This is a genomic window from Microcella frigidaquae (assembly GCF_014200395.1).
Lineage (GTDB): Bacteria > Actinomycetota > Actinomycetes > Actinomycetales > Microbacteriaceae > Microcella > Microcella frigidaquae.
In genome coordinates, this window is record NZ_JACHBS010000001.1 from 1,556,372 (window position 1) to 1,582,482 (window position 26,111).

At 70.6% G+C, this 26,111-nt stretch carries 31 protein-coding genes and 1 pseudogene; 25 read left to right on the top strand and 7 right to left on the bottom strand.

Going from position 1 to position 26,111, the window contains the following annotated elements:
- Nucleotides 1–10: 10 nt before the first annotated feature.
- The 4 genes from rplI to BJ959_RS07675 all read left to right on the top strand — a co-directional run bounded on the left by rplI (nucleotide 11) and on the right by BJ959_RS07675 (nucleotide 3,155).
- Nucleotides 11–463: a 50S ribosomal protein L9 gene (gene rplI, locus BJ959_RS07660; RefSeq protein WP_153981284.1), complete on the top strand. Its 453-nt coding sequence runs from the start codon at nucleotides 11–13 to the stop codon at nucleotides 461–463.
- A gap of 432 nt (nucleotides 464–895) precedes the next feature.
- Entirely contained in the window at nucleotides 896–2,266 is a 1,371-nt protein-coding gene (dnaB, locus tag BJ959_RS07665) for a replicative DNA helicase (RefSeq protein WP_153981283.1), read from the top strand.
- Nucleotides 2,267–2,340: 74 nt separating this feature from the next.
- Nucleotides 2,341–2,919: a hypothetical protein gene (locus BJ959_RS07670; RefSeq protein ID WP_153981282.1), complete on the top strand. Its 579-nt coding sequence runs from the start codon at nucleotides 2,341–2,343 to the stop codon at nucleotides 2,917–2,919.
- A complete protein-coding gene (locus tag BJ959_RS07675; RefSeq protein ID WP_153981281.1) occupies nucleotides 2,916–3,155 on the top strand; it encodes a hypothetical protein in 240 nt (79 codons plus the stop codon). Before BJ959_RS07670 ends, BJ959_RS07675 begins: the two co-directional genes overlap by 4 nt.
- Nucleotides 3,156–3,188: 33 nt before the next feature.
- Here the strand turns inward: BJ959_RS07675 and purB are convergent, their stop codons facing one another.
- Both purB and BJ959_RS07685 read right to left on the bottom strand, forming a co-directional pair.
- Complete coding sequence (gene purB / locus BJ959_RS07680) at nucleotides 3,189–4,577, bottom strand: adenylosuccinate lyase (RefSeq protein ID WP_153981280.1); 1,389 nt, start codon at nucleotides 4,575–4,577, stop codon at nucleotides 3,189–3,191.
- Nucleotides 4,574–5,101 (bottom strand): low molecular weight protein-tyrosine-phosphatase, encoded by a 528-nt coding sequence (locus BJ959_RS07685; protein ID WP_153981279.1) that lies wholly within the window; start codon nucleotides 5,099–5,101, stop codon nucleotides 4,574–4,576. Before BJ959_RS07685 ends, purB begins: the two co-directional genes overlap by 4 nt.
- Nucleotides 5,102–5,249: 148 nt before the next feature.
- Here BJ959_RS07685 and BJ959_RS07690 point away from each other — a divergent pair, with 148 nt between their 5' ends.
- Together BJ959_RS07690 and BJ959_RS07695 are read left to right on the top strand one after the other, a co-directional pair.
- Entirely contained in the window at nucleotides 5,250–5,564 is a 315-nt protein-coding gene (locus BJ959_RS07690) for a hypothetical protein (protein ID WP_153981278.1), read from the top strand.
- Nucleotides 5,561–6,952: an alpha/beta hydrolase family protein gene (locus tag BJ959_RS07695; protein WP_153981277.1), complete on the top strand. Its 1,392-nt coding sequence runs from the start codon at nucleotides 5,561–5,563 to the stop codon at nucleotides 6,950–6,952. The genes BJ959_RS07690 and BJ959_RS07695 overlap by 4 nt, the downstream gene beginning before the upstream one ends.
- 33 nt (nucleotides 6,953–6,985) lie before the next feature.
- Here the strand turns inward: BJ959_RS07695 and BJ959_RS07700 are convergent, their stop codons facing one another.
- Complete coding sequence (locus tag BJ959_RS07700; protein WP_153981276.1) at nucleotides 6,986–7,390, bottom strand: phage holin family protein; 405 nt, start codon at nucleotides 7,388–7,390, stop codon at nucleotides 6,986–6,988.
- Between the two features lie 82 nt (nucleotides 7,391–7,472).
- Here BJ959_RS07700 and BJ959_RS07705 point away from each other — a divergent pair, with 82 nt between their 5' ends.
- The 5 genes from BJ959_RS07705 to BJ959_RS07725 are packed head-to-tail and all read left to right on the top strand — an operon-like array spanning nucleotide 7,473 to nucleotide 12,541.
- Complete coding sequence (locus BJ959_RS07705; RefSeq protein ID WP_153981275.1) at nucleotides 7,473–8,543, top strand: histidinol-phosphate transaminase; 1,071 nt, start codon at nucleotides 7,473–7,475, stop codon at nucleotides 8,541–8,543.
- A gap of 35 nt (nucleotides 8,544–8,578) precedes the next feature.
- On the top strand, nucleotides 8,579–9,694 hold the full coding sequence (locus BJ959_RS07710) for a thiamine pyrophosphate-dependent enzyme (RefSeq protein WP_153981274.1): 1,116 nt from the start codon (nucleotides 8,579–8,581) through the stop codon (nucleotides 9,692–9,694).
- A 20-nt stretch (nucleotides 9,695–9,714) separates the two neighbouring features.
- Complete coding sequence (locus BJ959_RS07715) at nucleotides 9,715–10,674, top strand: alpha-ketoacid dehydrogenase subunit beta (protein WP_431356660.1); 960 nt, start codon at nucleotides 9,715–9,717, stop codon at nucleotides 10,672–10,674.
- 23 nt (nucleotides 10,675–10,697) lie between these two features.
- Nucleotides 10,698–12,059 (top strand): 2-oxo acid dehydrogenase subunit E2, encoded by a 1,362-nt coding sequence (locus tag BJ959_RS07720; RefSeq protein ID WP_153981272.1) that lies wholly within the window; start codon nucleotides 10,698–10,700, stop codon nucleotides 12,057–12,059.
- A 17-nt stretch (nucleotides 12,060–12,076) separates the two neighbouring features.
- Nucleotides 12,077–12,541: a hypothetical protein gene (locus BJ959_RS07725; RefSeq protein WP_153981271.1), complete on the top strand. Its 465-nt coding sequence runs from the start codon at nucleotides 12,077–12,079 to the stop codon at nucleotides 12,539–12,541.
- Here the strand turns inward: BJ959_RS07725 and BJ959_RS07730 are convergent.
- Nucleotides 12,501–12,971: a nitroreductase/quinone reductase family protein gene (locus BJ959_RS07730; RefSeq protein WP_153981270.1), complete on the bottom strand. Its 471-nt coding sequence runs from the start codon at nucleotides 12,969–12,971 to the stop codon at nucleotides 12,501–12,503. The two genes, BJ959_RS07725 and BJ959_RS07730, sit on opposite strands and share 41 nt — an antisense overlap.
- Before the next feature lie 118 nt (nucleotides 12,972–13,089).
- On the opposite strand from BJ959_RS07730, the gene BJ959_RS07735 reads away from it, so the two are divergent.
- From BJ959_RS07735 to BJ959_RS07775, 9 genes are all read left to right on the top strand, one after another.
- Nucleotides 13,090–14,109, top strand: a complete 1,020-nt coding sequence (locus BJ959_RS07735) for a metal ABC transporter solute-binding protein, Zn/Mn family (RefSeq protein WP_153981269.1) — start codon at nucleotides 13,090–13,092, stop codon at nucleotides 14,107–14,109.
- Nucleotides 14,106–14,936: an ATP-binding cassette domain-containing protein gene (locus BJ959_RS07740; RefSeq protein WP_153981268.1), complete on the top strand. Its 831-nt coding sequence runs from the start codon at nucleotides 14,106–14,108 to the stop codon at nucleotides 14,934–14,936. Before BJ959_RS07735 ends, BJ959_RS07740 begins: the two co-directional genes overlap by 4 nt.
- Nucleotides 14,933–15,760 (top strand): metal ABC transporter permease, encoded by an 828-nt coding sequence (locus BJ959_RS07745; RefSeq protein WP_153981267.1) that lies wholly within the window; start codon nucleotides 14,933–14,935, stop codon nucleotides 15,758–15,760. The genes BJ959_RS07740 and BJ959_RS07745 overlap by 4 nt, the downstream gene beginning before the upstream one ends.
- On the top strand, nucleotides 15,757–16,161 hold the full coding sequence (locus BJ959_RS07750; RefSeq protein ID WP_153981266.1) for a Fur family transcriptional regulator: 405 nt from the start codon (nucleotides 15,757–15,759) through the stop codon (nucleotides 16,159–16,161). The genes BJ959_RS07745 and BJ959_RS07750 overlap by 4 nt, the downstream gene beginning before the upstream one ends.
- A 147-nt stretch (nucleotides 16,162–16,308) precedes the next feature.
- On the top strand, nucleotides 16,309–16,545 hold the full coding sequence (rpmB, locus tag BJ959_RS07755; protein WP_047561095.1) for a 50S ribosomal protein L28: 237 nt from the start codon (nucleotides 16,309–16,311) through the stop codon (nucleotides 16,543–16,545).
- The gene (rpmG, locus tag BJ959_RS07760) at nucleotides 16,545–16,712 is read left to right on the top strand and encodes a 50S ribosomal protein L33 (RefSeq protein ID WP_137737339.1); all 168 of its coding nucleotides are present in this window, start codon (nucleotides 16,545–16,547) and stop codon (nucleotides 16,710–16,712) included. Before rpmB ends, rpmG begins: the two co-directional genes overlap by 1 nt.
- Before the next feature lie 3 nt (nucleotides 16,713–16,715).
- On the top strand, nucleotides 16,716–17,021 hold the full coding sequence (gene rpsN / locus BJ959_RS07765; protein WP_153981265.1) for a 30S ribosomal protein S14: 306 nt from the start codon (nucleotides 16,716–16,718) through the stop codon (nucleotides 17,019–17,021).
- Nucleotides 17,022–17,226: 205 nt separating this feature from the next.
- On the top strand, nucleotides 17,227–17,499 hold the full coding sequence (locus tag BJ959_RS07770) for an HU family DNA-binding protein (RefSeq protein ID WP_153981264.1): 273 nt from the start codon (nucleotides 17,227–17,229) through the stop codon (nucleotides 17,497–17,499).
- 132 nt (nucleotides 17,500–17,631) lie between these two features.
- Entirely contained in the window at nucleotides 17,632–19,719 is a 2,088-nt protein-coding gene (locus BJ959_RS07775) for a bifunctional copper resistance protein CopD/cytochrome c oxidase assembly protein (protein WP_341799884.1), read from the top strand.
- Here the strand turns inward: BJ959_RS07775 and BJ959_RS07780 are convergent.
- Complete coding sequence (locus BJ959_RS07780) at nucleotides 19,695–20,663, bottom strand: hypothetical protein (RefSeq protein WP_153981263.1); 969 nt, start codon at nucleotides 20,661–20,663, stop codon at nucleotides 19,695–19,697. The genes BJ959_RS07775 and BJ959_RS07780 overlap by 25 nt on opposite strands.
- A 106-nt stretch (nucleotides 20,664–20,769) precedes the next feature.
- Here BJ959_RS07780 and BJ959_RS07785 point away from each other — a divergent pair, with 106 nt between their 5' ends.
- A complete protein-coding gene (locus BJ959_RS07785; RefSeq protein ID WP_153981262.1) occupies nucleotides 20,770–22,140 on the top strand; it encodes an AAA family ATPase in 1,371 nt (456 codons plus the stop codon).
- On the opposite strand, the gene BJ959_RS07790 is transcribed toward BJ959_RS07785, so the two are convergent.
- Nucleotides 22,128–22,700, bottom strand: a complete 573-nt coding sequence (locus tag BJ959_RS07790; protein ID WP_153981261.1) for a hypothetical protein — start codon at nucleotides 22,698–22,700, stop codon at nucleotides 22,128–22,130. The genes BJ959_RS07785 and BJ959_RS07790 overlap by 13 nt on opposite strands.
- Before the next feature lie 328 nt (nucleotides 22,701–23,028).
- On the opposite strand from BJ959_RS07790, the gene BJ959_RS07795 reads away from it, so the two are divergent.
- Both BJ959_RS07795 and BJ959_RS12850 read left to right on the top strand, forming a co-directional pair.
- The gene (locus tag BJ959_RS07795) at nucleotides 23,029–23,427 is read left to right on the top strand and encodes a helix-turn-helix domain-containing protein (RefSeq protein WP_183321934.1); all 399 of its coding nucleotides are present in this window, start codon (nucleotides 23,029–23,031) and stop codon (nucleotides 23,425–23,427) included.
- A 12-nt stretch (nucleotides 23,428–23,439) separates the two neighbouring features.
- A pseudogene (locus BJ959_RS12850) lies at nucleotides 23,440–23,982 on the top strand (integrase core domain-containing protein); the annotation flags it as partial.
- Here BJ959_RS12850 and BJ959_RS07805 read toward each other — a convergent pair.
- On the bottom strand, nucleotides 23,979–25,211 hold the full coding sequence (locus tag BJ959_RS07805; protein ID WP_183321849.1) for an IS256 family transposase: 1,233 nt from the start codon (nucleotides 25,209–25,211) through the stop codon (nucleotides 23,979–23,981). The pseudogene BJ959_RS12850 and the gene BJ959_RS07805 overlap by 4 nt on opposite strands.
- A 267-nt stretch (nucleotides 25,212–25,478) precedes the next feature.
- Between BJ959_RS07805 and BJ959_RS12855 the strand changes: the two genes are divergently transcribed.
- Entirely contained in the window at nucleotides 25,479–25,601 is a 123-nt protein-coding gene (locus BJ959_RS12855) for a hypothetical protein (RefSeq protein WP_280529688.1), read from the top strand.
- Nucleotides 25,602–25,647: 46 nt separating this feature from the next.
- Nucleotides 25,648–26,076: an MmyB family transcriptional regulator gene (locus tag BJ959_RS07810; protein WP_243739054.1), complete on the top strand. Its 429-nt coding sequence runs from the start codon at nucleotides 25,648–25,650 to the stop codon at nucleotides 26,074–26,076.
- Nucleotides 26,077–26,111 lie beyond the last annotated feature (35 nt).

Below are 26,111 nucleotides of genomic sequence, written 5' to 3' on the forward strand. Positions count from 1 at the left end.
GAAGCGCATCATGTCGAAGGTCATCCTCACGCAGGACGTCACGGGGCTCGGCGCTCCCGGTGATGTCGTCGAGGTCAAGAACGGGTACGCCCGCAACTACCTCATCCCCCAGGGCTTCGCCGTCTCGTGGACCCGCGGTGGCGAGAAGCAGGTCGAGTCGATCAAGGCCGCCCGCGCCGCGCGCGAGCACGCCACGATCGAGGAGGCCATGGACCTCAAGGCGCGCCTCGAGGCCAACCCCGTCACCCTGGCCGTCAAGGCCGGTGCCGAGGGCCGCCTGTTCGGCTCGGTTAAGACCGGCGACATCGCCGACGCGGTCGCGGCCGCGGGTCTCGGCCCGGTCGACAAGCGCCTCATCGAGCTCGTCGCGCCCATCAAGGGTCTCGGCAAGCACGAGGCGATCCTGAAGCTGCGCGACGGCATCGTCGCGACCATCACGGTCTCGGTCGTCGCGGCCAAGTAGTCCTCGCGACACCCGGAGAAGGGGTATCCGCGCCACGGCGCGGATACCCCTTTCTGTTGCCGTCTGTCAAGGGGTAGACCGCCCATCCGTCCACATCCCCGTCCCCAGCGGGGGAAGCTTCACCCTCCACTTGAAGCCTGTTTCTCCACACACCGTGCGAAAAGAGAAATCCCTGATCAAGGCAGACATCCCCGCGGAAGTTCGCCGTGATCCCACAGCGGTCTCCACAGCTTCCCCACATCGGCCCCGGCGTTTCTCCGCAGCATTCCACAGCGCTGTCCACAGGCCCGACTTGAGGGCTCGGGGCACCGCTTCCTAGGGTGGGGCGTCGCCCAGCGGCGGGTGGCCCCGAGACCCGGCAGCCCCGTCGTCGGAGGTCGGCGGTAGACCGGTCGGAGCATCCACCGGCGGCATCGGAGAGGGGAGTCGATCATGTCCATCGCGCACATCTCGGCCGCCCCGTCCCCGGCCGGCGAGGGTCGCGGTGCCGAGCGCGTCCCGCCTCACGACCTGCTCGCCGAGCAAAGCGCCCTCGGCGGCATGCTGCTCAGCAAGGACGCCGTCGCCGACGTCGTCGAGACCGTCCGCGGCGTCGACTTCTACATCCCGAAGCACGAGGTGATCTTCGACGCGATCCTCACGCTCTACTCGCACGGCGAGCCGACCGACGTCATCGCCGTCACCGACGAGCTGACGAAGTCGGGCTCACTGTCGCGAGCCGGCGGCGCAGACTACCTGCACACCCTGACCGCGATCGTGCCCACGGCCGCCAACGCCGGCTACTACGCCTCGCTTGTCGCCGAGAAGGCCGTGCTGCGCCGCTTGGTCGAAGCGGGCACCCGCATCGTGCAGATGGGCTACGCCTCCGAGGGCGAGGTCACCGACCTCGTCAACAACGCCCAGCGCGAGATCTACGACGTGGCGGGCGGCGTCGAGTCCGAGGACTACATCCCTCTCACCGAGGCGGTCACCGTCGCGATCGACGAGATCGAAGCCGCGAAGGGCCGTGACGGCTCGATGACGGGCGTGCCCACCGGCTTCGCCGACCTCGATGAGCTCACCAACGGGCTCCACGCCGGTCAGCTGATCCTCGTCGCCGCGCGCCCCGCGCTCGGCAAGTCGACCCTCGCTCTCGACTTCGCGCGCGGCGCCGCCATCAAGCACGACCTGCCGACGATCATCTTCTCGCTCGAGATGGGCCGCAGCGAGATCGCGATGCGCCTGCTCTCCGCCGAGGCGTCGGTGCCGCTCCAGGCGATGCGCAAGGGCACGGTCGACCAGCGCGACTGGACCACCATCGCGGCCACGCGGGGGCGCATCAACGATGCCCCGCTGTACATCGACGACAGTCCCAACATGACCCTCGTGGAGATCCGGGCGAAGTGCCGCCGGCTCAAGCAGAAGGTCGGGCTGAAGATGGTCATCATCGACTACCTCCAGCTCATGACCAGCGGCAAGCGCGTCGAGAGCCGTCAGCAGGAGGTCAGCGAGTTCTCGCGGGCGCTGAAGCTCATGGCCAAGGAGCTCCAGGTGCCGGTCGTCGCCCTCTCGCAGCTCAACCGCGGTCCGGAGCAGCGTGCCGACAAGATGCCCGCCCTCAGCGACCTGCGCGAGTCGGGTTCGCTGGAGCAGGACGCCGACATGGTGATCCTGCTGCACCGCGACAGCGCCTATGAGAAGGAGAGCGCCCGCCCCGGCGAGGCCGACCTCATCGTGGCCAAGCACCGCAACGGTCCGACCAAGACCATCACGGTCGCCTTCCAGGGCCACCTGTCGCGCTTCGCCGACATGCCCCGCATGTAGGCAGCCCACCCGGGGGTCGCGCGATCGATCCCGGTCGCAGGAGGCTCACACCCGCGCGCCCGTAGGATGGAGCCGTGACATCCACCGCCTCCGAGGCGCCCGCGCTGAGCGGCCTCTGGCTCGCCCCCGTGCTCCGCGCACTGCCCGCCGTGGCTGCGGGCCTCGCCATCACCTTCACCGCCGACCACTCCCCCGCGATCGGTCTGATCATGCTGAGCGTGTTCGGCCTCGGTTCCGCCACGATCCTGCTCGGCACCGTGCTCCGCCTGCCGCGCACCCAGGCGCTCGGCGGCCTGCACCGCACGCTCGCGGTCATCGCAGCGGTGGTCGGCGCTCTCGCCGTCGTCGTGCTGCTGACCGGCGCCGCGGGGCTGCCGCTGTTCCTCCTGCTCGTCGGCGGCTACGCGGTGCTGGCCGGGGCGCTCGAGCTGGTCTGGGGCCTGCGGCACCGCGGTCGCGACGCGTTCGCCCGCGACGCGATCGTCATCGGCACCGGAACCCTCGCGCTCGCGCTCGTGCTCGCCTTCGTCGGCGACGCGGTCAGCGCGGTCGGCTTCTTCGGTGCCTACGCCGTCATCATCGGCGTCTACCTCGTCATCGCCGGCTTCAGCCTGAAGTGGTCGGCGCCCGTCCCAGAGAGCCCCGCGCCATGACCGAACCCTCCGCCCGTATCACGCTGCGCCCTTCCGAGCTCGTCGCGCTCGCGGCCCTGGTCGCGGTCTTCATCGGCCTGATCACGCTCATGGTCACGCGCGACCTCCTGATCGCGCTGATCGCCTTCGGGGGCGCCTTCGTGCTCGACCTGGTGGTTCTCGCGATGCTCATGCTGGCGATCACGCCGAACAAACCGGCCGACGGCGAGCGCCAGCCCGACACGCTGAACGATTGAGCCGCTCGGCTCACTCCCGCCGCGCGGCCGGGCTCAGTCGCCCTCGATGAACCCCACGAGGCGGGATGCGGCGCCCACGTACCCCGCGGGCGTCAGGGCGAGCAGCCGCCGCTTGGCGTCGTCACCGATGTCGAGCCCCTCGACGAAGGCGCGGAGGGCGTCCGGCCCCACCCGGTGACCCCGGGTGAGCTCCTTGAGCATCGCGTACGGGTCGGCGATCGAACTGCGTCCGGCCGTGATCTCCGCGCGCACGACGGTCTGGATCGCCTCGCCGAGGACCTCCCAGTTGGCGTCGAGGTCGCGAGCGAGCGCCTCCTCGTCGATGGCGATCTCTCCGAGTCCCTTCTCGATGTTGTCGAGGGCGAGCAGCGAATGCCCGAGGGCGACACCGATGTTGCGCTGAGTCGTCGAGTCGGTGAGGTCGCGCTGCAGGCGGGAGGTCACGAGGGTCGCCGCGAGCGAGTCGAGCAGCGCGCTCGCGAGCTCGAGGTTCGCCTCGGCGTTCTCGAAGCGGATCGGGTTGATCTTGTGCGGCATGGTCGACGACCCGGTGGCCCCCGGCTGCGGGATCTGCCGGAAGTAGCCCATCGAGATGTAGGTCCAGACGTCGGTGCAGAGGTTGTGCAGCACCCGGCCCACGTGGCTGATGCGCTGGTACAGCTGCGCTTGCCAGTCGTGCGACTCGATCTGGGTGGTCAGGGGGTTCCACGTGAGGCCCAGCCCGGTGACGAAGTCGCGCGACGCGGCGATCCAGTCATGATCGGGGTCGGCGGCGAGGTGGGCCGAGAAGGTTCCGGTCGCGCCGGAGAACTTGCCGCGGTACTCGACCTCGTCGACCGTGGCGAGAAGCAGCTCGAGCCGGTGCACCGTCACGGCCAGCTCCTTGCCCATGGTGGTGGGGGTGGCGGGCTGACCATGCGTGTGCGCGAGCATCGGCACGGCGCGCAGGTCGACGGCCAGGCCGTGGAGCGTCTCGATCACCGACCGCGCGCGCGGCATCCAGACATCGCGCACGGCCGCGCGGATCGTGATCGCGTACGCGAGGTTGTTGATGTCCTCGCTCGTGCAGGCGAAGTGGGTGAGCTCGGCGAGCTCGGTGAGCCCGAGCGCGGCGAGCTTGTCGCGCACGAAGTACTCGACCGCCTTGACGTCGTGGCGCGTGATCGCCTCGCGCCGAGCGAGGTCGGCGACATCGTCGTCGCCGAAGTCGGTGACGATCGCCCGCAGCTGCCGGGTCTCCTCCGCGGTCAGGGGTCGCGCTCCGAACAGCTCGTGCTCGGTGAGGTGGATCAGCCACTCGACCTCGACCTGGACGCGCGCGCGATTGAGCCCGGCCTCGCTGAGGTGCTCGCCGAGCGCCGCGACCTGCCGCTGGTAGCGGCCGTCGAGGGGGCTGAGGGGCTGGGTGCTGAGCGGGCTCATGAGGTGACTCCCTGTCGGATACCGGGTTCGAGCTGACGGAACAGAGCGGCGCACGATCGTTCGATCATGGCGAGCACGCCGTCGAACATCGCGGTGTCGGAGTAGTACGGGTCGGGCACGTCGAGGGCGCCGCCGGCGTCGGGATCGAAGCTCAGCAGCAGGTGCACCTTCGCGCGCGCATCCTCATCGGGGGCCCATGACTTCAGGATGCGCTCGTGGGTGCGGTCGAAGGCGATGACGAGGTCGAGGTTCTCGAACCACGAGACATCGAACTGCCGCGCGCGGTGGCCGACGCCGCTGTAGCCGCGCGCCCGGAGGGCGGCAGTGGTGCGCGGATCGCTGCTCTCGCCCACGTGCCACTCGCCGGTTCCGGCCGACTGGACGCTGACGTACTTCTCCCAGCCGCGGGCGCGGATCAGCGCGCGGAACACGACCTCGGCCATCGGTGACCGGCAGATGTTGCCGGTGCAGACGAAGCAGATGCGGAAGACGCCGGGCTCGGGGCGCTCCCGGTCGAAGGTCATGCCCCCATTGTGGCCCAGGAGCACCTCCTCCACAGCCCGGGCCCGCCCCGGCCGCCTCCCCGCGCGCCTGCATGCGACCTGCCTGGCGCCGCGGGCGCGTCACGATGCGGGGTGCCGGATGCCCGGCCTCTGCCGAGAGGACCCCGCCGTGACCCATCCTTCGCCCCCCGCACCGTCCGCATCGGCCGGTGCGGCCATTGACGCCGCCGCCGCCGCTCTGGCGCGGCAGGCGGCGACGGTGCAGGGGCTCATCCGGTCGCTCGATCAGATCGTTGCGGCGCTGCGCGCCGCTCGGGTGGCGGGCGCGTGGTGGGGGCCGGCTCGGGAGGCGCTCCACGTGGCGCTGGACCTCGAGCGCCAGCGCTTGGAGCGGGAGGGGTGGCGGCTCGAGAGCGTCGAGATCCAGCTGCGCCACGAGCAGCGGCTCCTGGAGGAGAGCGTGCCGGTCGGGTTCCTGCCGTGAGTGATCGTGGGCACGATGACGCCGGGAGCAGCCTCACCGTCGGCGTGGGCGTCGGGATCGCGATCGAGGAGCTCGAGCGGCTCGCTCGTCTCGCGGAGGGCAGCGCGGAGGGGGCGGCGCAGATCGCCCTCCGGCTGCCGCCGCTGCGCACCGGGTCGAGCCCGGGTCGGGATGCCGATCTCTGGCAGGCCCAGAGCTCGCTGCAGCGCTCGGCCGACCGGCTCAGCGATCTCGCCCGGGCGCTGCGCACGGCGGCCGCGCTCTACGACAACGCCGACCGCGAGGCCGCCCGCGCCATCGAGGTCGTCGCCTCCCACGCGGCCGCCGGGGCGGGGCTCGTGCTCGCCCGGCTCGGCCTCCTCGTCGCCCCCGCACTGCTCACCGCGACCGCCGCGGTCGCGGCGGGCGCGGCGCTGCTCACCCCGGAGGCGCGGCGCCTCCTCGCCGATCGCGCGACCGTCCTCCTCAGCGACCCCCGGGTCGTCGAGGTGCTCCGGGCCGGGCTGAGCCTCGTCGACGACGCGCTGCTCGGCGCGCTCGGCATTCCTCCCGCGGCCGTCGCGGCGCTCGGCGAGGGCGGCCTGGGGGTCGTGCGGCTCGACGGTGCGGCAGCGCTCGTCGGCATCGCGGCCGCCGTCGCGGGCGCGCGCGGCACGGCACCCGTGCTCATCGACCGGGTCGGCGGCGACCGTCGACGCGGCGGCGAATCCACGGCCGTCGCCCCGCCCGGGTCGCTCGCCGATCGCATCGGTCGCCTTCCTGACGCGGAAGCGCCGATCGTCATCGAGCGCTACACCCTGCCCGACGGGGCGCCCCATGTCGAGGTGTACATCGCCGGCACGGACGCGCACGCGGCCCTCGGCGGCGAGCAGCCCTGGGACATGGCCAGCAACATCGCCCTCGTCGCCGAGCAGGAGGCCTCCTCGCTCCAGGCCGTCCGGGCGGCGCTCGCCGCGGAGGGGGTCACGCCGGGCACCTCGATCGTCTTCACCGGCTACTCGCAGGGCGGCGCCATCGCCACCCTGCTCGCCGAGTCGGGGGACTACGCCACGGCAGGGCTCGTCACGATCGGGGCGCCCACGGGCGGCATCCCGGTCACTGGCGCGTACCCGGCGATCGTCATCGAGCATCGTGACGATCTCGTGCCCGTGCTGTCCGGGCTCCGACGCGAGACGACCGCGGTCATCGTGCGGGCGGATGCGCTGCCGGACGTCGTACCGCCCGGTGAGGCCCTGCCCGCCCATGATCGCGACCGCTACCGCGCGACCGCTGAGCGCGCCGACCAGCTCGACGCGCCCTCGCTGACCGACGCGCTCGCGCGGCTTCCCGTGCCCGAGGGCGCGGGGGTGCGCACGGCCTACACCGCGCGCCGGATCACCGTCGACTGACGAGAGCTGCCCGTCGGCCCGCGGGGAGGGAGCTCAGACCCGCTTGCGCCCGACGACGGGGCGCAGCAGCACGCCGATCAGCCAGTTGAGCAGGCCGAGCACGATGGCGCCCAGCACACCCCACCAGAAGCCGTCGACCGTGAGACCGAAGCCGAGCAGGCTCGAGATCCAGGCCACGAGCAGTAGCAGCAGCCCGTTCACGACCAGGGCGATGAGGCCGAGCGTGAGCAGATAGATCGGCAAGGCCACGATGCGGATCGCGTTGCCGATCACCGAGTTCACGATGCCGAAGATGGCCGCCACGATCAGGTAGGTCAGGGCGAGCGCCACCTGGTCGTCCGCCGAGCCGTACGAGACGACCTTCACCCCCTCGACGATGATCGTCGTGAGCCAGAGCGCAATGCTGGTGATGATCACGCGGATCAGGAAGCGTCCCATGGCTCCACTATGCCGAGCGGGAGGGGCCTCCGGCAATCCGAGCACCACCGGGTGCACCTGCTTGCCGACGTAGGCTGAACGGGTGACCGACACCGCGCCCCCCGTCCGGCTGCGCCCCGAGATCGTCTCGCTGCCGGCCTACAAGCAGGGTCGCCCTGCCGCGCCCGATGCGTTCAAACTCTCGAGCAACGAGAATCCCTTCCCCCCGCATCCGGCTGTGCTGGCCGCCATTCGCGACCTCGACATCAACCGCTACCCGGATGCCACGGCGCTGGTCGTCCGCGAGCGCCTGGCCGCGCGGCACGGCGTCACGCCCGACGAGATCATCGTGGGCGCCGGGTCGGTCGCGCTGCTCGCTCAGCTGATCAGCGCCGCCGCCGGCACCGGCGACGAGGTCGTCTACGCCTGGCGCAGCTTCGAGGCCTACCCCGGCCTGGTCACCGTCGCCGGGGCGACGAGCGTGCGTGTGCCGTTGACCCCGGATGCCCGCCACGACCTGCCCGCGATGGCCGCCGCGGTGACCGACCGCACCCGGGCGATCATCGTCTGCACGCCCAACAACCCGACGGGCCCGATCGTCACGGCCGCGGAGTTCGCCGCCTTCATGGCGACCGTGCCCGCCGACCGCCTCGTGATCCTCGACGAGGCCTACGCCGAGTTCGTCGACGACCCGGCCGCGGTCGACGGCGCGACCCTCGTGCGGCGCTTCCCGAACCTCGTCATTCTGCGCACGTTCTCGAAGGCGTACGGCCTCGCCGGCTTGCGCGTCGGCTACGCGATCGGCCCGACTGCCGTGCTCGACGCCGCGCGCAGCACGGCGATCCCGCTCGCCGTGACCGCCGCCGCGCAGCACGCCGTGCTCGCCGCGATGGACGTCGAGGACGAGCTGCTGGCGCGCGTGCGCGAGTTGGCCGCGCGCCGCGACGCCGTGCAGGCCGCGCTGCGCGAGCAGGGCTGGGAGCTGCCGGTGTCGCAGGGCAACTTCGTCTGGCTGCCGACCGGGCCGGCCACGGCCGCCGCGGGCGAGGCCTTCGCCGCGGCCGGGATCGTCGCACGGGTGTTCCCACCGGAGGGCATCCGCATCTCGATCGGCGAAGCCGAATCTGTCGAGACCCTGGTGCGGGTCGCGGCCGAGGTTGTCCGAACCCTCTGACCGGGCCCCCCGGGCCCGGCCCTAGAGTGGAACGCATGTCGTACACCCCGGAGACGCTGCAGCTGCTCGCGCCCGACGGAACCCGGGTCGTCAGCGATGCCACCGAGGCCTACCTGCCGTACGTGGATGCTCTCACCGAGCAGCAGCTGCGCGAGTTCTACCGCACGATGCGGGTGATCCGCCGCTTCGACATCGAGGCCGGCAACCTGCAGCGCCAGGGGCAGCTCGCCCTCTGGATTCCGAGCCTCGGCCAGGAGGCCGCGCAGGTCGGCTCGGGCTTCGCCGCACGCGCGCACGACCACATCTTCCCCGCGTACCGCGAGCACGCCGTCGGCCATATCCGCGGTCTCGACGTGGTGCAGATCATCAAGATGCTGCGGGGCCTCACGCACGGGGGCTGGAACCCCGCCGAGACCGGCAACTTCCACCTCTACACGCTCGTCATCGGCTCGCAGTCGCTGCATGCCACCGGCTACGCGATGGGCGTGCGCTTCGACGGTCTCGTCGGAACAGGTGACCCCGAGAAGGACACCGCGGTGCTCGTGTACTTCGGTGACGGCGCGACCAGCCAGGGCGACGTCAACGAGGCCTTCGTCTTCGCGCAGAGCTACCAGACTCCGCAGGTGTTCTTCCTGCAGAACAACCACTGGGCGATCTCGGTGCCGGTGCGCGTGCAGTCGCGCACGCCGCTGTTCCACCGGCCGCGCGGGTTCGGCATCCCCAGCCAGCAGATCGACGGCAATGACGTGCTCATGAGCTACGCCGCGACGGCGGCGAGCCTCGATGCCGCCCGCGCCGGCGAAGGGCCCCAGTTCATCGAGGCCCTCACCTACCGCATGGGCGCCCACACGACGAGCGACGACCCGACGAAGTACCGCGACGACGACGAGCTGCACTACTGGCAGGAGCGCGACCCGATCGCGCGCTTCGAGGCCTACCTGCGCGGCCTCGGCGAGAGCGAGGCGTTCTTCACCGAGGTGGCGGAGGAGGCCGAGCAGTTCGCCGCCGAAGCTCGCGCTCGCACCCTCGCCCTCGAGCCGCCGTCGGCCGAGTCGATGTTCGCCCATGTCTACAGCGAGCCGCACCCGGTGATGGATGCGCAGCGCCAGGCGCTGGCCGACTTCGAGGCCTCGTTCGAGGGAGGTGCGTGATGGCGATCGAGACTCTGACGATGGCCAAAGCCCTCACCATGGGCCTCGCCGCCGCGATGACGGCCGACGAGAAGGTCGTGCTGATGGGCGAGGACATCGGCCCGCTCGGCGGTGTCTTCCGGGTGACGGAGGGGCTGCAGAAGCAGTTCGGCGTCCACCGCGTGCTCGACACCCCGCTCGCCGAGTCGGGCATCGTCGGCACCGCGATCGGCCTGGCGATGCGCGGGTACCGGCCCGTCGTCGAGATCCAGTTCGATGGCTTCATCTTCCCGGCCTTCGACCAGATCACGACCCAGCTGGCGAAGCTCACCGCGCGGCACGAGGGTGCCATGCAGCTGCCCGTCGTCATCCGTGTTCCCTACGGCGGCCACATCGGTGCGGTCGAGCACCACCAGGAGAGCCCCGAGGCGTACTTCGCCCACACGGCGGGCCTGCGCCTGGTGAGCCCGGCGACCCCGCACGACGCCTACTGGATGATCCAGCAGGCGATCACCAGCACCGACCCGGTCATGTTCTTCGAGCCGAAGAGCCGCTACTGGCCGAAGGGCGACGTCGATCTCGCCGCGTCCGGAGCCGCCCTGCACGAGTCGCGCATCGTGCGCGCCGGCACCGACGTGACCGTCGTCGGACACGGCGCGATGGTGAGCATGCTGCTCGACGCCGCCGAGCTCGCCGCCGCGGAGGGCACGAGCATCGAGGTCGTCGACCTGCGCTCGCTCTCGCCGATCGACTACGCGCCGCTGCTCGACTCGGTGCACCGCACCGGGCGGCTCGTCGTCGCCCAGGAGGCGCCCGGCTCGGTCAGCATTGGCTCGGAGATCGCGGCGACCGTCACCGAGAAGGCCTTCTACTCGCTCGAGGCGCCCGTGCTGCGCGTCTCCGGCTACGACACCCCCTTCCCGCCCGCGAAGCTCGAGGGCGTCTACTTGCCCGACGTCGACCGCATCCTGCACGCGGTCGACCGCGCGCTGGCATACTGACCGCAGCCGACCCTGGAGGAATCGTGAGCGTCTCCGAGTTCCCGCTCCCCGACGTCGGGGAGGGCCTGACCGAGGCCGAGATCGTGTCGTGGCGCGTCAAGCCCGGCGACGCGGTCGCCATCAACCAGGTCATCGTCGAGATCGAGACCGCCAAGTCGCTCGTCGAGCTGCCCTCGCCGTTCGCCGGCACCGTTGACGCTCTGCTGGTCGAGGAGGGCCAGACCGTCGAGGTCGGCACCCCGATCATCGCGGTGCGCGGCGAGGGGCCGGATGCTGCGGCTGACGACCCCGTCGCCTCCAGTGCGGCCGACACCGCCACGACGACCGCGCACGAGTCGGAGCAGCCGGCGTCGAACGCCGTGCTCGTCGGCTACGGCGCGAAGGGCCACGTCGCCTCGCGCCGCACCCGCGGTCGCGGAGCCGCGGCCGCGCCGTCGCCCGCCGCGGGCCCCGCATCCGCCGCCCCCGCCGCATCGTCGGTCGCGGCGGCGCCGCGCCCGACCTCGGTGCCCGTCGCGCAGTCGTTGCCCGTGATCGCGAAGCCGCCGATCCGCAAGCTGGCCAAAGACCTGGATGTCGACCTGACCCAGGTGACCGCCACGGGCCTCGCCGGCGAGATCACGCGCGACGACGTGATCCGCCACGCGCAGCAGGCGAGCGTGTTCCGCAACATCCAGACGCCGGCGTGGCCGAGCGAGCGGGAGGACCGGATCCCGGTCAAGGGCGTGCGCAAGGCGATCGCCGCGGGCATGGTGAAGAGCGCGTTCAGCGCCCCGCACGTGAGCGTGTTCGTCGACGTCGACGCGACGCGCACGATGGAGTTTGTCAAGCGCCTCAAGGCGAGCCCCGACTTCGCCGGAATCAAGGTGTCGCCGCTGCTGATCATGGCGAAGGCGATGATGTGGGCGGTGCGCCGCAACCCGACGGTGAACTCGACCTGGACCGACACCGAGATCATCGTGCACCACTACGTGAACTTCGGATTCGCCGCCGCCACCCCGCGCGGGCTCGTCGTGCCGAACATCAAGAACGCGCAGGACCTGAGCCTGCGCGAGCTCGCCCAGGCGATCGAGGCGATGACGATCACCGCGCGCGACGGCAAGCTGCAGCCCGCCGACATGGCCGACGGCACGATCACGATCACCAACATCGGCGTCTTCGGCATGGACACCGGCACGCCGATCCTCAACCCCGGCGAGGTCGCGATCGTCGCCCTCGGCACGATCAAGCAGAAGCCGTGGGTGGTCGACGGCGAGGTGCGTCCGCGCTTCGTGACGACGCTCGGCGGCTCGTTCGACCACCGCGTGGTCGACGGCGACGTCGCCAGCCGCTTCCTCGCCGACGTCGCGTCGGTTATCGAGGAGCCGGCGCTACTGCTCGACTAGTCGGGCATGATCGTGTGATGGATGCTCATCGCACTCCTCGCCGAGCGACGATCGTGGCCTTCGTGGTCGCGCTCTCGGCCGCCCTGCTCGCGATCAGCGGCGCGTTCGTGCTCGCCGTGCTCGTGCCCGACGCGACCGACCCCGCGGGGTGGGGCACGGGCCCGGCCATCCTCTTCGCAACGGCGATGCTCACGGGGTTTCTCGCCTCTCTCATCGCGGCGCTTCTCGGCGGTCGCCTGGTCGCGGGTGCCGTCGGTCGCCCCGGGCCGTCGGGCGACGCGCTGATCCTGGCCGTCTTCGCGGTCATCGGCACCGGCGCGATCGCCCTCTGGACGTTCGGCGTCGGTATCGGTCTCGACCCGCGGCCACCCTGGCTCGACCCGCTCGGAACCGTCGCCACCGTCATCGCACTGGCGGGCGCGCTCGTCACCGCGGTGATCATCAGCGATCGACCTCGGCGCGGTTCTCCGGCTCGAGGATGACGACGGGGATCTCGCGTCGCGTGCGCCGCTGGTACTGCGCGTAGCCCCCGTAGGCGCGGACGGCCTCCGGCCACCAGCGGGCCCGCTCGTCCGGGTCGGCGGTGCGGGCTCGGTAGGGGCGCGGATGCTCGCCCGGTGCCGCGACGAGCACGCGCGGCTCGGCCACGAGGTTGAGGTACCACGCGGGCTGCAGGTCGTCGCCGCCGCGACTCGCGATCACGATCAGACGCTCGCCGCTCTGCCCGCCGGGCAGGGGCTCGCGGGCCGGCACGGTGAGCAGCGCGGTGCGGGGAAGCCCCGAGCTGTGTCCGGTCGTGGTCAGCTCGATCACGGGCATGGTGCCGAGCCGACGGCCGAGGCGGTTGCCGGTCAGGCGCAGCACGGCGTGGTGCAGGGCCGTGATGGTGAGCATCGTGCGGCGGTTCGACATGCGGGCGACGGTAGCGGAGCATCCTGAATCGGGATGCCGAAGCGCGACGGGCGGACGACGACAGGGCTTATTGAGAACCGTTTTGACAATCGTTCTCGATAAGACGTACGATCGGAGCATGACCTCGACCCGCCGCGCCCTTCCCGCTCTGCTCGTCGCCTCCGCCGCCGGCCTCGCCCTCACCGGGTGCGCCGCGCCCGCACCCGCCGACGAGGCCACGGGCCTCTCCGTCGTCGCCTCGACCAACGTCTACGGCGACGTCGCCGCCGCGATCGCCGGTGACGCCGCGACCGTGACGAGCATCATCGACTCCCCCACGATCGACCCGCACAGCTACGAGGCGAGCGCGCAGGACCAGCTCGTGATCTCGACCGCCGACCTCATCATCGAGAACGGCGGCGGGTACGACCCGTTCGTCGACGTGCTCGTCGAGGGCTCGGGCACCGAGGCCGTTGTGATCAGCGCCGTCGTCGTCGGCGGACTGCTCGAGGAGGGTGAGGACGCCCACAGCCACAGCGAGGAGGAGGCGCACGCCGAGGAGGAGTCGCACGCCGACGAGGCCCACTCGGGGGAGGAGGCCCACAGCGAGGACGACGGCCACGGCCACCTCGAGGGCACCAACGAGCACGTCTGGTACGACATCCACGTGATGGAGGACGTCGCCGCGGCGATCGCCACCGAGCTCGCCGCGCTTGACCCGGAGAACGCGACGGTCTTCGAGCAGAACCTCACGGCGTTCCAGGAGCGACTCGAGGGGCTCGAGGCACTCCTGGAGGAGACCGCCGCCACACTCGGCGGCGGTGTCGTCGCCAAGACCGAGACCGTGCCCGCCTACCTGCTCGCCGAGCTCGGATTCGACGACGCGACGCCCGACGCGTTCACCGAGGCGATCGAGGAGGGCGCGGACGTTCCCCCGCTCGCGCTGCAGCAGGTGCTCGACCTCATCGACTCGGGCGAGGTGCGCTTGCTCGGCTACAACGAGCAGACCGCGAGCCCCGAGACCGAGCGGGTGCGCGCCGCGGCCGAAGCGGCGGGCATCCCGGTGGTCTCGTTCGTCGAAACCCTCCCGGAGGGGGAAGACTACATCTCGTGGATGCGCCTGAACATCGAAGCGGTCGCCGCGGCGCTCGCCGCGTGACGAACGCTTCACCGGAGAGCGGCCCCGCCGCGGAAGCCCAGCCCGTGCTGAGCGTCCGCGGCGGGGCCCTCCGTGTGCGCGATCGCGTGCTCTGGAGCGGCCTCGACCTCGACGTGCGCGCCGGCGAGTTCATCGCTGTGCTGGGCGGCAACGGCACCGGCAAGACCAGCCTCCTGCGGGCCATGCTCGGTGAGCGGCGGCTCGACGAGGGCACGGTGCTCGTCGACGGTCACGCCGCGCACCGCGGCCATCGCCGCATCGGGTACATCCCGCAGCAGAAGATCGCCGCGCCCGGCACGCCCCTGCGCGGGCGCGACCTCGTGGCGCTCGGCGTCAACGGCACCCGCTGGGGTCCGCCGATCTCGACGCGGGCTGATCGCCAACGAGTGGATGCTCTGCTCGAGGCGGTCGGGGCGCAGGCGTTCGCCGACCGTCCGCTCGGCAGCCTCTCGGGCGGCGAGCAGCAGCGCCTGCGGGTCGCCCAGTCTCTCGCCGACGACCCGACCCTGCTGCTGTGCGACGAACCGCTGATGAGCCTCGACCTCAACCACCAGCGGGCCGTGAGCGAGCTCATCGACGCGCGTCGGCGCGAGCACGGCACGGCGGTCGTCTTCGTGACTCACGACATCAACCCCGTGCTCGGCATGGTCGATCGCGTGCTGTACCTCGCCCAGGGGCGATTCACCGTCGGCAGGCCCGACGAGGTGCTGCGCGACGACGTGCTCTCGCGCCTCTACGGCACTCCCGTCGAGGTGTTCCGCTCGCGCGGCCGCGTGATCGTCGTGGGCGTGCCCGAGACCGAGCACCACCACGAGGTGATCGCGTGATCACCGTCGACCCCGGTACCTATGTGCAGCTGCTCGCGCTCGTGCAGAACTCGATCATCGCCGCCGCGGTGCTCGGCATCGTCGGCGGACTCGTCGGCGTCTTCGTCATGCAGCGCGACATGGCGTTCGCCGTGCATGGCATCAGTGAGCTGTCGTTCGCCGGGGCTGCCGCCGCGCTGCTGCTCGGCCTCAACGTCGTGGGCGGCTCGATCGTCGGCTCGCTCGTCGCCGCCGCGCTCATCGGGGTGCTCGGCGCGAAGGCCCGCGATCGCAACTCGATCATCGGGGTGCTCATGCCCTTCGGGCTCGGGCTGGGCATCCTCTTCCTGGCTCTCTACCCGGGGCGCAGCGGCAACAAGTTCGGGCTGCTCACCGGGCAGATCATCAGCGTCGACCTTCCGCAGCTCGGGCTGCTGATCGGCATCAGCATCGTCGTCCTCGTCGCGCTACTCGTCGTCTGGCGCCCGCTGACCTTCGACAGCCTCGACCCCGAGGTCGCCAGCGCGCGTGGTGTGCCCGGCCGGACATTGAGCATCGTATTCATGACGCTGCTCGGGCTGACGGTCGCGGTGTCGGTGCAGATCATCGGAGCGCTGCTCGTCATGGCCCTCCTCGTCACACCGGCCGCGGCTGCCCTGCGGGTCTCGAGCTCGCCCGTGCTCGTGCCCGTGCTGAGCATGCTGTTCGGCTTCGTCTCCGCCGTCGGGGGCATCCTGCTCGCGATCGGCGGCTCGCTGCCGATCAGCCCGTACATCACGACCATCTCGTTCGCGATCTATATGGTCTGCCGCCTCATCGGTCGCCGCACGGGAGCCCTGCGATGAAGCGCAACACCTGGCAGCGCGAGGCGGTGCGCGCCGCCCTGGCCGATAACGACGGTTTCGTCAGCGCGCAGGCGCTGCACGCGAGCCTCCGCGAGGGCGGGTCGAGCATCGGGCTCGCCACCGTCTACCGCGCGCTCGCCGACCTCGCCGAGGAGGGCGAAGCCGACTCGCTGCAGCAGGACGGCGAGGCGCTCTATCGCGCCTGCACTCCCGGCAGCCATCATCACCACCTCATCTGCCGCGGATGCGGGCTCACCGTTGAGATCGAGGCAGACGCCGTCGAGCAGTGGGCGCGCGACGTCGCCGCCGCGCACGGGTTCACCCGCCCTGAGCACGTCGTCGACGTCTTCGGGCTGTGCGCCGCCTGCGCCGAATTGCAGGCGAACCCCTCGCCGTCGTAGGCTAGGGGTTTGTGTGAGCGGCCATCCGCTCTTCTTGTGCGCTCGTCCGGGCCCGCAGCCTCACCGTGGGCACCACCGGATGTCAGCGTGCCGACAAGTGACCTTGGGTACGGCGATCGCCGTACGGTAGCTGAAATTGGAGGAACCATGGCAGCCGTCTGCCAGGTGACCGGAGCCACTCCCGGCTTTGGGCACAACATCTCGCACTCGCACCGACGCACCAAGCGCCGGTTCGACCCGAACATCCAGAAGAAGACGTACTACGTGCCGTCGCTTCGCCGTAACGTCACGCTGACCCTGTCGGCGAAGGGCATCAAGGTCATCGACGCCCGTGGCATCGAGTCCGTGGTCAAGGACCTCCTGGCCCGTGGGGAGAAGATCTAATGGCGAAGCAGCAGGACGTCCGTCCGATCATCAAGCTGAAGTCCACGGCGGGAACCGGGTACACCTACGTGACCCGCAAGAACCGTCGCAACGACCCCGACCGCCTCGTGCTGAAGAAGTACGACCCGGTGATCCGCAAGCACGTCGAATTCCGCGAGGAGCGCTAAGTCATGGCGAAGAAGAGCAAGATCGCGCGCAACGAGCAGCGCAAGGTTGTCGTCGAGCGGTACGCCGCCAAGCGGCTCGAGCTGAAGAAGGCCCTCGTCGACCCGAACGGCACCGACGAGTCGCGCGAGGCCGCGCGCATCGGCCTGCAGAAGCTGCCCCGCAACGCCTCCCCGGTCCGCGTCCGCTCGCGCGACGCCGTCGACGGCCGCCCCCGCGGTGTGCTGACCAAGTACGGCATCTCGCGTGTGCGGTTCCGCGACATGGCGCACCGCGGCGAGCTGCCCGGCATCACCAAGTCGAGCTGGTAGTTCCGCATCACCACGCGAGGGGCATCCCGGGTTCGGGATGCCCCTCCGTCGTTCCCGGACGACCCGTCCCGCACATCCGCGCATTTCGGGCGCACCGTGCCGAATTGCCCGGAATCCCGCGGGTGTGCTGGTACCGTCGAGGCGGCTCGGGGTCAGAGGACGACTTCGCGCTTCACCACCCACATTGAGGTCCGAGGAGGACACCATGAACCGTTCCGAGCTTGTCGCGGCCATCGCCGCTGAGTCGGGTCTGAGCCAGGCCGACGTCAACCGCGCCATCGACGGCCTCTTCTCGGTCGTCTCGGGCGCCGTCAAGGGCGGCACGAAGGTCGCGATCCCCGGCTGGATCTCCTTCGAGCGCACCCACCGCGACGCGCGCACCGGCCGCAACCCGCAGACCGGCGAGGCCATCCAGATCGCGGCGTCGTACGGCGTCAAGGTCAGCGCCGGCAGCAAGCTGAAGGCCGCCGCCAAGTAGGCAGCCTTCCCCTACGCTCGAGGGCGGCACCCCGGTGACGGGGGGTCGCCCTCCGCGCTTTCCCGGCGGCTGCTGAGCCCCGGTGGGCCGGTGTCGGAGCCCGTGCACAGCACTCTCGCCTAGTCTGGACGGGTGACCACGACCGCCGCGCCCCGACTGCGCACCGAGCCCCTCCCCTGGGGAGTCATCGGGGTCACCGCGCTCGTCGCTGCGGCGTTCATGGCGACCCTCGTGGGGCTCGTGCTCGGCGGTGGCGCGGAGGCGCCGCTGCTCTCCGACCCGGGGCCGGTCGTCCGCTACGGGCTCCCCCTCGCGAAGCTGCTCGGAACACTCGGTGCGGCGGGTGCGATCGGCGCACTACTGCTCGCCCTGCTGGCCCTCGCGCCCGAGCGGCCCGAGTTCGGGCGCGCGCTCGACGTGGCCGCCGCATCCGCCGCGCTCTGGACGCTCGCCTCCGCGGCCTCCGGATTCCTGACCTTCCTCGCCATCTACGCCCAGCCGGTGACCCTCGACCCGCAGTTCGGCGCGCTGCTCTCGAACTTCCTCAGTACCCGTGAGATTGGGCAGGCCTGGCTCGCGACCACCCTCATGGCGGCGGTCGTCACCGTGCTGTGCTTCGCACTGCGGTCGCCCGCGCTGCTCGCCGGGGTGCTGGTCGTCGCCGTCGCAGCCCTCTGGCCCGTCGCGCAGACCGGGCACACGGGCGGAACCGCCGACCACGACGCCGCCGTCACCGCGGTGTACCTGCACAGCGTGTTCGCCGCGCTGTGGGTGGGCGGCCTCGCCACCATCGTGCTCATCCGGCACGCGCTCGCCGAGCGCCTGCCCGTGGTGCTCGCCCGCTACTCGACGATCGCGCTCGTGGCCTTCATCGTCGTCGCGAGCTCGGGGCTCGTCAGTGCGCAGCTGCGCATGGGCGGCGTCGAGGCGCTCGCGACGCCGTACGGGCTGCTTGTCGCCGCCAAGGTGCTCGCCCTCATCGGGTTGGGAGCGTTCGGGGCGGCGTATCGTCGCTCGATCATCCGCCGTCTGACGGCCTCGATGGAGGCCGGAGCCGCGGCTCCGCGGAGTGCGTTCTGGGTCATCGTCAGCGCCGAGCTCGCCCTCATGGGCGCCGCGTCGGGCCTCGCGGCGGCACTTGCCCGCACCGCCACACCCGTTCCCCAGGTGCCCGTTGATCAGCTGGCCAACCCGACCCCTGCGGAGATCCTCACCGGGGCACCCCTCCCGCCGCCGTACGAGCCCTGGCGCCTGTTCACCGAGTGGGATCTCAACCTGCTCTGGACCCTCATCGCCGCCTTCGGCGCGTTCTTCTACGTGGCGGGCGCGCTCAGGCTGCAGCGGCGCGGCGACCGCTGGCCGATCGCGCGCACCCTCATGTTCGTCGCCGGCATGGCCCTGATCGTGTTCGTCACGAGCAGCGGGCTCGCGGTCTACGAGCGGTACCTGTTCAGCGTGCACATGCTCGGGCACATGATCCTCAGCATGGGAATTCCCGTGCTCATCGTGCTCGCCGCGCCCGTCACGCTCGCCGCACGCGCGATCCACGCCCGTAAGGACGGCTCGCGAGGACCGCGCGAGTGGATCCTCGCCATCGTGCACTCGCGCTTCGCCGGGCTCGTCGGCCATCCGCTGGTCGCCTCGGTGGTCTTCGCCGTCTCGCTGCTGGTGTTCTACTACTCGCCGCTCTTCTCCTGGGCGGTCAGCGACCACATCGGGCACCAGTGGATGGTGTTGCACTTCCTGCTGAGCGGGTACCTGTTCGTCAACGCGCTCATCGGCATCGACCCGGCTCCGTACCGCCCGCCGTACGCGATCCGGCTCATCATCCTCCTCGCCACCATGGCGTTCCACGCGTTCTTCGGGCTCTCGCTCATCACCGGCACCGGCCTTCTGCTGCCGGAGTGGTTCGGCGCGATGGGCCGCGAGTGGGGCCAGACGCCGCTCGCCGACCAGCAGACCGGCGGCGGCATCGCGTGGAGCGTCGGGGAGATCCCGACCCTCCTGCTCGCTCTGCTCGTCATGTGGAGCTGGAGCCGCGCCGACAAGCGCGAGTCGACCCGGCTCGACCGCAAGGCCGACCGCGACGGCGACGCCGACCTCGAGGCGTGGAACGCGATGCTCGCCGAGCGCGCGGCCGCGAGCGAGCGGGCGACGGCGCAGGGTCGTTCAGCGGCGCAGGGTCGTTCGGCGGCTCAGGGCCGCGCCGGGTCCACCTGAAGCTCGGGCTGACCGCCCGACAGGCGCACCGTTCCGGCGGCCGTGAACGCGACCGACTCCTCGCGCTCGAACACCCGCCCGTCGAACAGTCGCTGCACGCTGAGGGCCACGGTGGCGATGCCGTCGGCGCGCAGACGCCACTCTCCGACGGCGGCGCCCGGCTCGAGCACGACCTCTGCGCGCTCGTCGATCCTCCAGACCGGCGGCTCTGTGACCCGGTTCTCGATGGCGACCCCGAACGGACAGGCCGCCGGCTTCAGCACCGGCTGCGCGGCGCACCCGGCGAGCAACTCGTCGAGCAGCCGGCCGACCTCGCGCTCGAGCAGCATCGAGGGGACGGCGCGCAGCACCACGGGCGACGCCTCCGACCCCGGAGCGTCGGGCAGACCCGTCGCGCGCACCGTCACGGGCTCGGCGAGGAGCAGGGGCTCCGCCAGCCGCACCGTGACCCGGGCCGGCACCAGCACCGCGACCCGGGCGACCTCGCCCGGGCCGGGAGCGGTCACCGCGACCGGGCCGACGACGAGAGCATCGTGCTGGTCGACCCCGACCACGAGCGCGGTCACCGGCGGGTCGACGAAGCGCCAGGCCGGGATCACCCCGGCGGTGGGAGGTGCGGGCTCGAGCAGGAAGGTCGTGCGCGCGGCATCCCGCTGATCGCCGTACTCCGCGGTGACCGCGACGCGTCCGTCACTCCGCGGCGCGGTCGCGATGATGCGGCGGATGCTGGCCGAGCCCTCATCGCCGAGCGGCAGCGGTGCGTCCTCCGCGAGCCCGGCCAGCCGCGCGGCGGTGACGAGGTCATCGCGAGCGAGGGCGTCGAGGTACCGCTCGACGTGGTGCTCCGGCCCGGCCGTCATCGCGAGGGCGGCTCCGATGCCGATCGCGCCGGCCGCCAGGAGGGCGGCCGCACCCCCTCCCCACGCGAGTCGAGCCCGGGACATGCGCCCAGCCTACGCACGGGGCCTCCGCACCCCGTGGCGCCGATGCGAACCTGGACGGGCCCGCGGCTAGGGTGGAGCACGGCCGAGCGAGCGGAGGGTGGTGCGCGTGGCTAGACGCACTGGCGACCGGGCGGCCGCCGAGGGCACGCCCCGCACCGCCCCCGACGGCACCCCGCTCAGTGCTGAGCAGAGCGCGGTGCTCGACCTCATTGACTCCACCCGCGAGCACGTCTTCGTCACCGGTCGCGCCGGCACTGGCAAGTCGACCCTGCTCGAGACGTTCATCGCCTCGACCGAGCGGTCGGTCGTGGTGTGCGCACCGACTGGGGTCGCCGCCCTGAACGTCGGCGGTCAGACGATCCACTCGCTGTTCCGGCTGCCGATCGGGCTCATCGCCGACCATGACCTCGACGACCCGCCCGCCGAGCTGAGGCGCCTGCTGGCCTCCGTCGACACCATCGTCATCGACGAGGTGTCAATGGTGAGCGCCGACCTCATGGACGCGATCGACCGACGCCTGCGCCGTGCCCGCTCGCGCCCGGCCGAGCCGTTCGGCGGAGCGCAGCTGGTCATGTTCGGCGACCCGTACCAGCTCGCACCAGTGCCGGGTCGTGGCGAGGGCGAGCGGGCGTACTACGCCGACCACTACCGCTCGATCTGGTTCTTCGACGCCCGGGTCTGGCAGCAGGCCGACCTGCGCATCATCGAGCTGCAGGCGATCCACCGCCAGCACGACGCCGACTTCCGCGCCATGCTCACCGCGGTGCGGCACGGCACGGTGACGCCTGAGATCGGGTGGGCGCTCAACGAGGCGGGTCAGCGCCCGGCTCCCGAGGGCACGCTGACCCTGGCGACCACCAATGCGACCGTCACTCGCATCAACGCGGATGCCCTCCGCCGCCTGCCCGGAGAACCGAAGACCGCCCGCGCCGACATCGCGGGCGAGTTCGGCCCGCGCGGCGGCTACCCGGCTGATGAGGAGCTGCAGCTGAAGGTCGGAGCGCAGGTGATGTTCTTGCGCAACGACACCAGTGGTGACGGCACGCCGCGCTGGGTCAACGGCACCCTCGGCACGGTCGAGCGCATCGGCCGCACCGTGCACGTCGAGGTCGACGGCGAGAGTCACGAGGTGCTGCCGGCGACCTGGGAGAAGTACCGCTACACCTACTCCAGCGCCACCAAGCGGTTGTCGAAAGATGTGGTGGCCGAGTTCACGCAGTTTCCGCTGCGCCTGGCCTGGGCCGTCACGATCCACAAGTCGCAGGGCTCGACCTACGATCGCGCGATCATCGATCTCGGCCCCCGGGCGTTCGCCCCGGGGCAGACCTACGTCGCCCTCAGTCGATTGCGCGCGCTCGAGGGTCTGCACCTGGTGCGCCCGCTGCGGCCGAGCGACATCATCGTCGATGACGATGTTCGCCGCTTCATGGCCGAGGCCGAACCGGGAATCGGACGGGCCGTCGCTCAGTCGGTGTGACCGGGCATGTCGTGACCGGTCATGTCGTGACCCTCGTGCGAGCCGAACTCGATCGAGGGTGCGGGTGGCGGCGCGTTCTCGGGCAGTGCGGCGCTCGCCGGTGCCGCGGGTAGGGCGGCTGCCACGGCCGGGGCCGCCACGGTGTGCGTGAGAGCGACCGCGGCCGCCAGCGCGACGGCACCGCGGGCCGGGCACACGCGGGCCCCCACCCGCGTGCGCCGAGCATCCGCCCCCGCGGATGCGGCCGCGATGAGACCCAGCAGCGATGCTGCGGCCAGCGGCACGGTGACGAGTGCCGATGCGAGGCTCGGTGCGTCGGCCGTGACGGCGATGAGCAGCAGCATCGCCCACAGCAGCACCGGGGTCACCAGGGCGAGAGAGATCACCTGCGGCGCCGGCAGCCGCCGAGCGCGCATCGCGACCCCCACCGCGATGACGAGCTCGGCGGCTGCGACCAGCCCGAGAACAGCGCCGACGCCCCCATCGGTGGCCGTGACGGCTGCGGCACCATGGATGCTGGCGGCCCCCGCCGCCGGCATCGCCACGAACCATCGGCTCATCGCTGCTCCTGTCTCTCCCCTTGCCTGTACTTCTTCTTCGGAGCACACCGCAGATCGGTTGGGAGAGAAGTTGGCGCGCAGCCCGCTGCGCCGCAGGAGCGGCAGGTCAGCGAGCGGGAGCCGCGAGAAGCGAAGCGCAGCGACCGCGTTCGGTGCGCGGAGCGCGCTGCGCCGCAGGAGCGGCGGCGCTGCCAGAAATCAACACAGAGGGGATGACGGTGTCTGGTTTCAGCACATCGTGGACACCTGTCTCACGACATCGTGGACAGTGACCCACCCTGCGCCGTGATGTCTCACGTCATCGTGGACACCCGGTCAGGGTCGATGGGTGAGCAAACAGGAAGTGCTGATCCTCGCCGTCACCGTGCAGGGCCTGTCCTACCGCGAAGCCGCCCGCATCCACGGGGTGTCGAAATCGCTGGTCCATAAGCTGCATCAGCGGTGGCTCACCGAGGGGGAGGCCGCGTTCACTGCTCGCTCGAGGGCACCGCGGTCGCAGCCTGCCCGCACACCCGACGCGATCCGCGCTCGCGTGCTGCAGTTGCGTGCGCAGCTCACTGCCGACGGCCTGGATGCCGGCGCCGACACAGTCTGCTCACTCCTGGCCGCCGAGCAGGTGACCCTGTCACGGTCGACGATCTGGCGCATCCTGCGCAGCGCCGAGGTGATCGTGCCGCAACCGCAGAAACGTCCCCGTTCCTCCTGGCAACGCTTCACGGCCGAGTAACCCAACGAGCTTTGGCAGTCCGACACCACCCACTGGCGCCTTGCCGACGGGTCAGAGGTGGAGATCATCGGTTGGATCGATGACCACTCCCGTTTCGTCACGCATCTGTCGTGCCACCTGCGCGTCACGGGCCGCACCGTCACTGACACCTTCCAGCAGGCGGCCGCCGTGCACGGGTTCCCCGCGGCAACGTTGACCGACAACGGCAACATCTTCACCACCCGCTTCGCCGGCGGCCTGAAGGCTCGCACCTCTGGCAATGCGTTCGAGACACTGTTGGCCCTGCACGGCATTACCCAGAAGAACGGCAAACCTTACAAGCCCACCACGCAAGGCAAGATCGAACGGTTCTGGCAGACGCTGAAGAAGCGCCTGACCATGCGGCCCGCCAGCAGCCTGGAAGAGCTGCAGCGTGAGCTGGATGAGTTCGTTGACCACTACAACCAGCACCGCCCGCACCGGGCGTTGAACCGACGCACGCCCGCCTTCGCCGGCCACGTCCCGCTGAGTGGTGGTCTTTCGTTTCCACGCGATGATCAGCTGGCTGCAGTCTAGGCGGCCGTGATCTCGGGCAGCATCACCGCGTCCTCGACCGAGCTGGTGGCGGTGAGTTCGGCCATGGACGCTTCGGAAAAGTAACGGCGGTCGCCAGCTTCCCATTCGTCGTGCTGCTCGATCAAAACGGCGCCGGTCAGGCGCAGCAGGCTGGCAGTGTTCGGGAACACTCCGACGACGTCGGTGCGACGTTTGATCTCACGGTTCAGCCGTTCCAGCGGATTCGTCGACCAGATCTGCCGCCAATGCCGGGCGGGGAAGTGCTTGAACGCCAGCACGTCGGCTCGGGCATCGTGGAGCATCTGGGCAGCCTTGGGGTGAACGCGGTCGATCATGCGAGCAACCTCCTCGAACTGCGCGTCAATATGCTCAGCGTCGGGTTGGGCGAAGATCGTGCGGATGATCGAGGCCACCATCTCCTGCCGACCCTTAGGCAGGACGGTGAGCACGTTGCGCATGAAATGCACGCGGCACCGCTGCCAGGCCGCTCCCTGCACCACCACCGCGATAGCTGCTTTCAAACCCGCGTGCGCGTCGGAGATCACCAGCTTCACCCCGGAAAGCCCTCGAGCTTTCAACGATCGCAGGAACGCTTTCCAGAACTCCTCCGTTTCGCTGTCGCCCACGTCAAAGCCGAGCACCTGACGGTGCCCGTCAGCGGTGATCCCGATCGCGACCACAACCGCTTGAGACACCACCCGCCCGTCGATGCGAACCTTGCAATAGGTGGCGTCCAAGAAGACGTAGGGGTAGGCGATCTGAGACAGGGATCGGTCGCGGAATGCCGCAACCGTCGCGTCCAGGCCGGCGCAGATGCGAGACACCTCGGACTTCGAGATGCCCGTGTCGGCGCCGAGCGCCTTGACCAGATCGTCAACCTTGCGGGTGGAGACGCCGTGCAGGTAGGCCTCCATCACCACGGCGAACAGCGCCTGATCGACCCGGCGGCGCCGCTCCAACAACGACGGAAAGAAACTGCCGGCCCGCAGCTTCGGGATCCGCAACTCCAGATCTCCCGCAGTGGTCGACAGGGTGCGCAACCTCGCCCCGTTGCGAGTCGCAACGCGCTCGGCGGTGCGCTCGTAGGGTCCGGCGCCGATCACCGACGCGGCTTCGGCGTCGATCAGTTCTTGGTAGAGCCGTTCGGTCATCTGACGGATGCGGTCGGTGGTGTCGGTGAGTTTCAGCTCGGCGAGCAGCTGAAGCAGGGCAGACTGATTGAGGGCCATCGTGCGATCTCCTGTCGTGAGTAACTTGGTCGTTCTCACTGACCATCGCACGGTGGCCCCTCACGTCAACGACACGACGCTCAGGACCGGAAAGTCCACCACCCCACGGGACTCAGGCCCTTCGCCTACACGCTGATCCCGAAAGCAGCACCGACGCAGCCTGATGACCCAAACATCTGGCGGGTCCGCTACGACACCATCGACGCGCACGGGAAAGTCTCCCTGCGTTTCGGCAACCGCATGATGCACCTCGGCTACGGGCGAGGCTTGGCCCGCACCGCCGTGATCGTCCTCATCCACGGCCTGCACGCCGTCACAATCACCCCCGACGGCGAAGTGCTTGCCGAGCATCTGATCGACCCGAACAAGGGCTACCAAGCCAAGACGTGAAAAACGGGCGAACCCTCCCGCTGGGGGTTCACCCGTCCACGATGTCCTGAGACATCACACCCAGGACTACTACGTCGACTGGACCCTCGCGCGGCGCACGACCGCGGCGATCATGCGCCTGGAAGCCGGCCGCGACCCCCTCAACACCCAGCTGACGGCGCTGATCGGCGAACTGTCCACCCGCAGTCCGCTGTTTCGGCAGGACTGGGCCCGCCAGGACGTGCACCAGCACCGCACCGGGGTCAAGGCGTTCCGGCATCCCGAGGTCGGGTTGGTGGAGGTCGCGTTCGACGTGTTCGAGATGCCCGGCGAGGCCGGCCTGCAGATCGTCACCTACAGCGTCCCGCCCGGCACCGACTCCGCCGACAAGTTCGCCTTCCTCGCCAGCTGGGCCGCCACCACCCACGCCGAGACCACGCCCGTCTCCGCAGAGCCGTCCGAGGCTGTCGAGCCCACCAGTCGAATGGCCGAATAGCCCCCTCGAGCCCCGGGCGGTGTCACGGCCTGGCA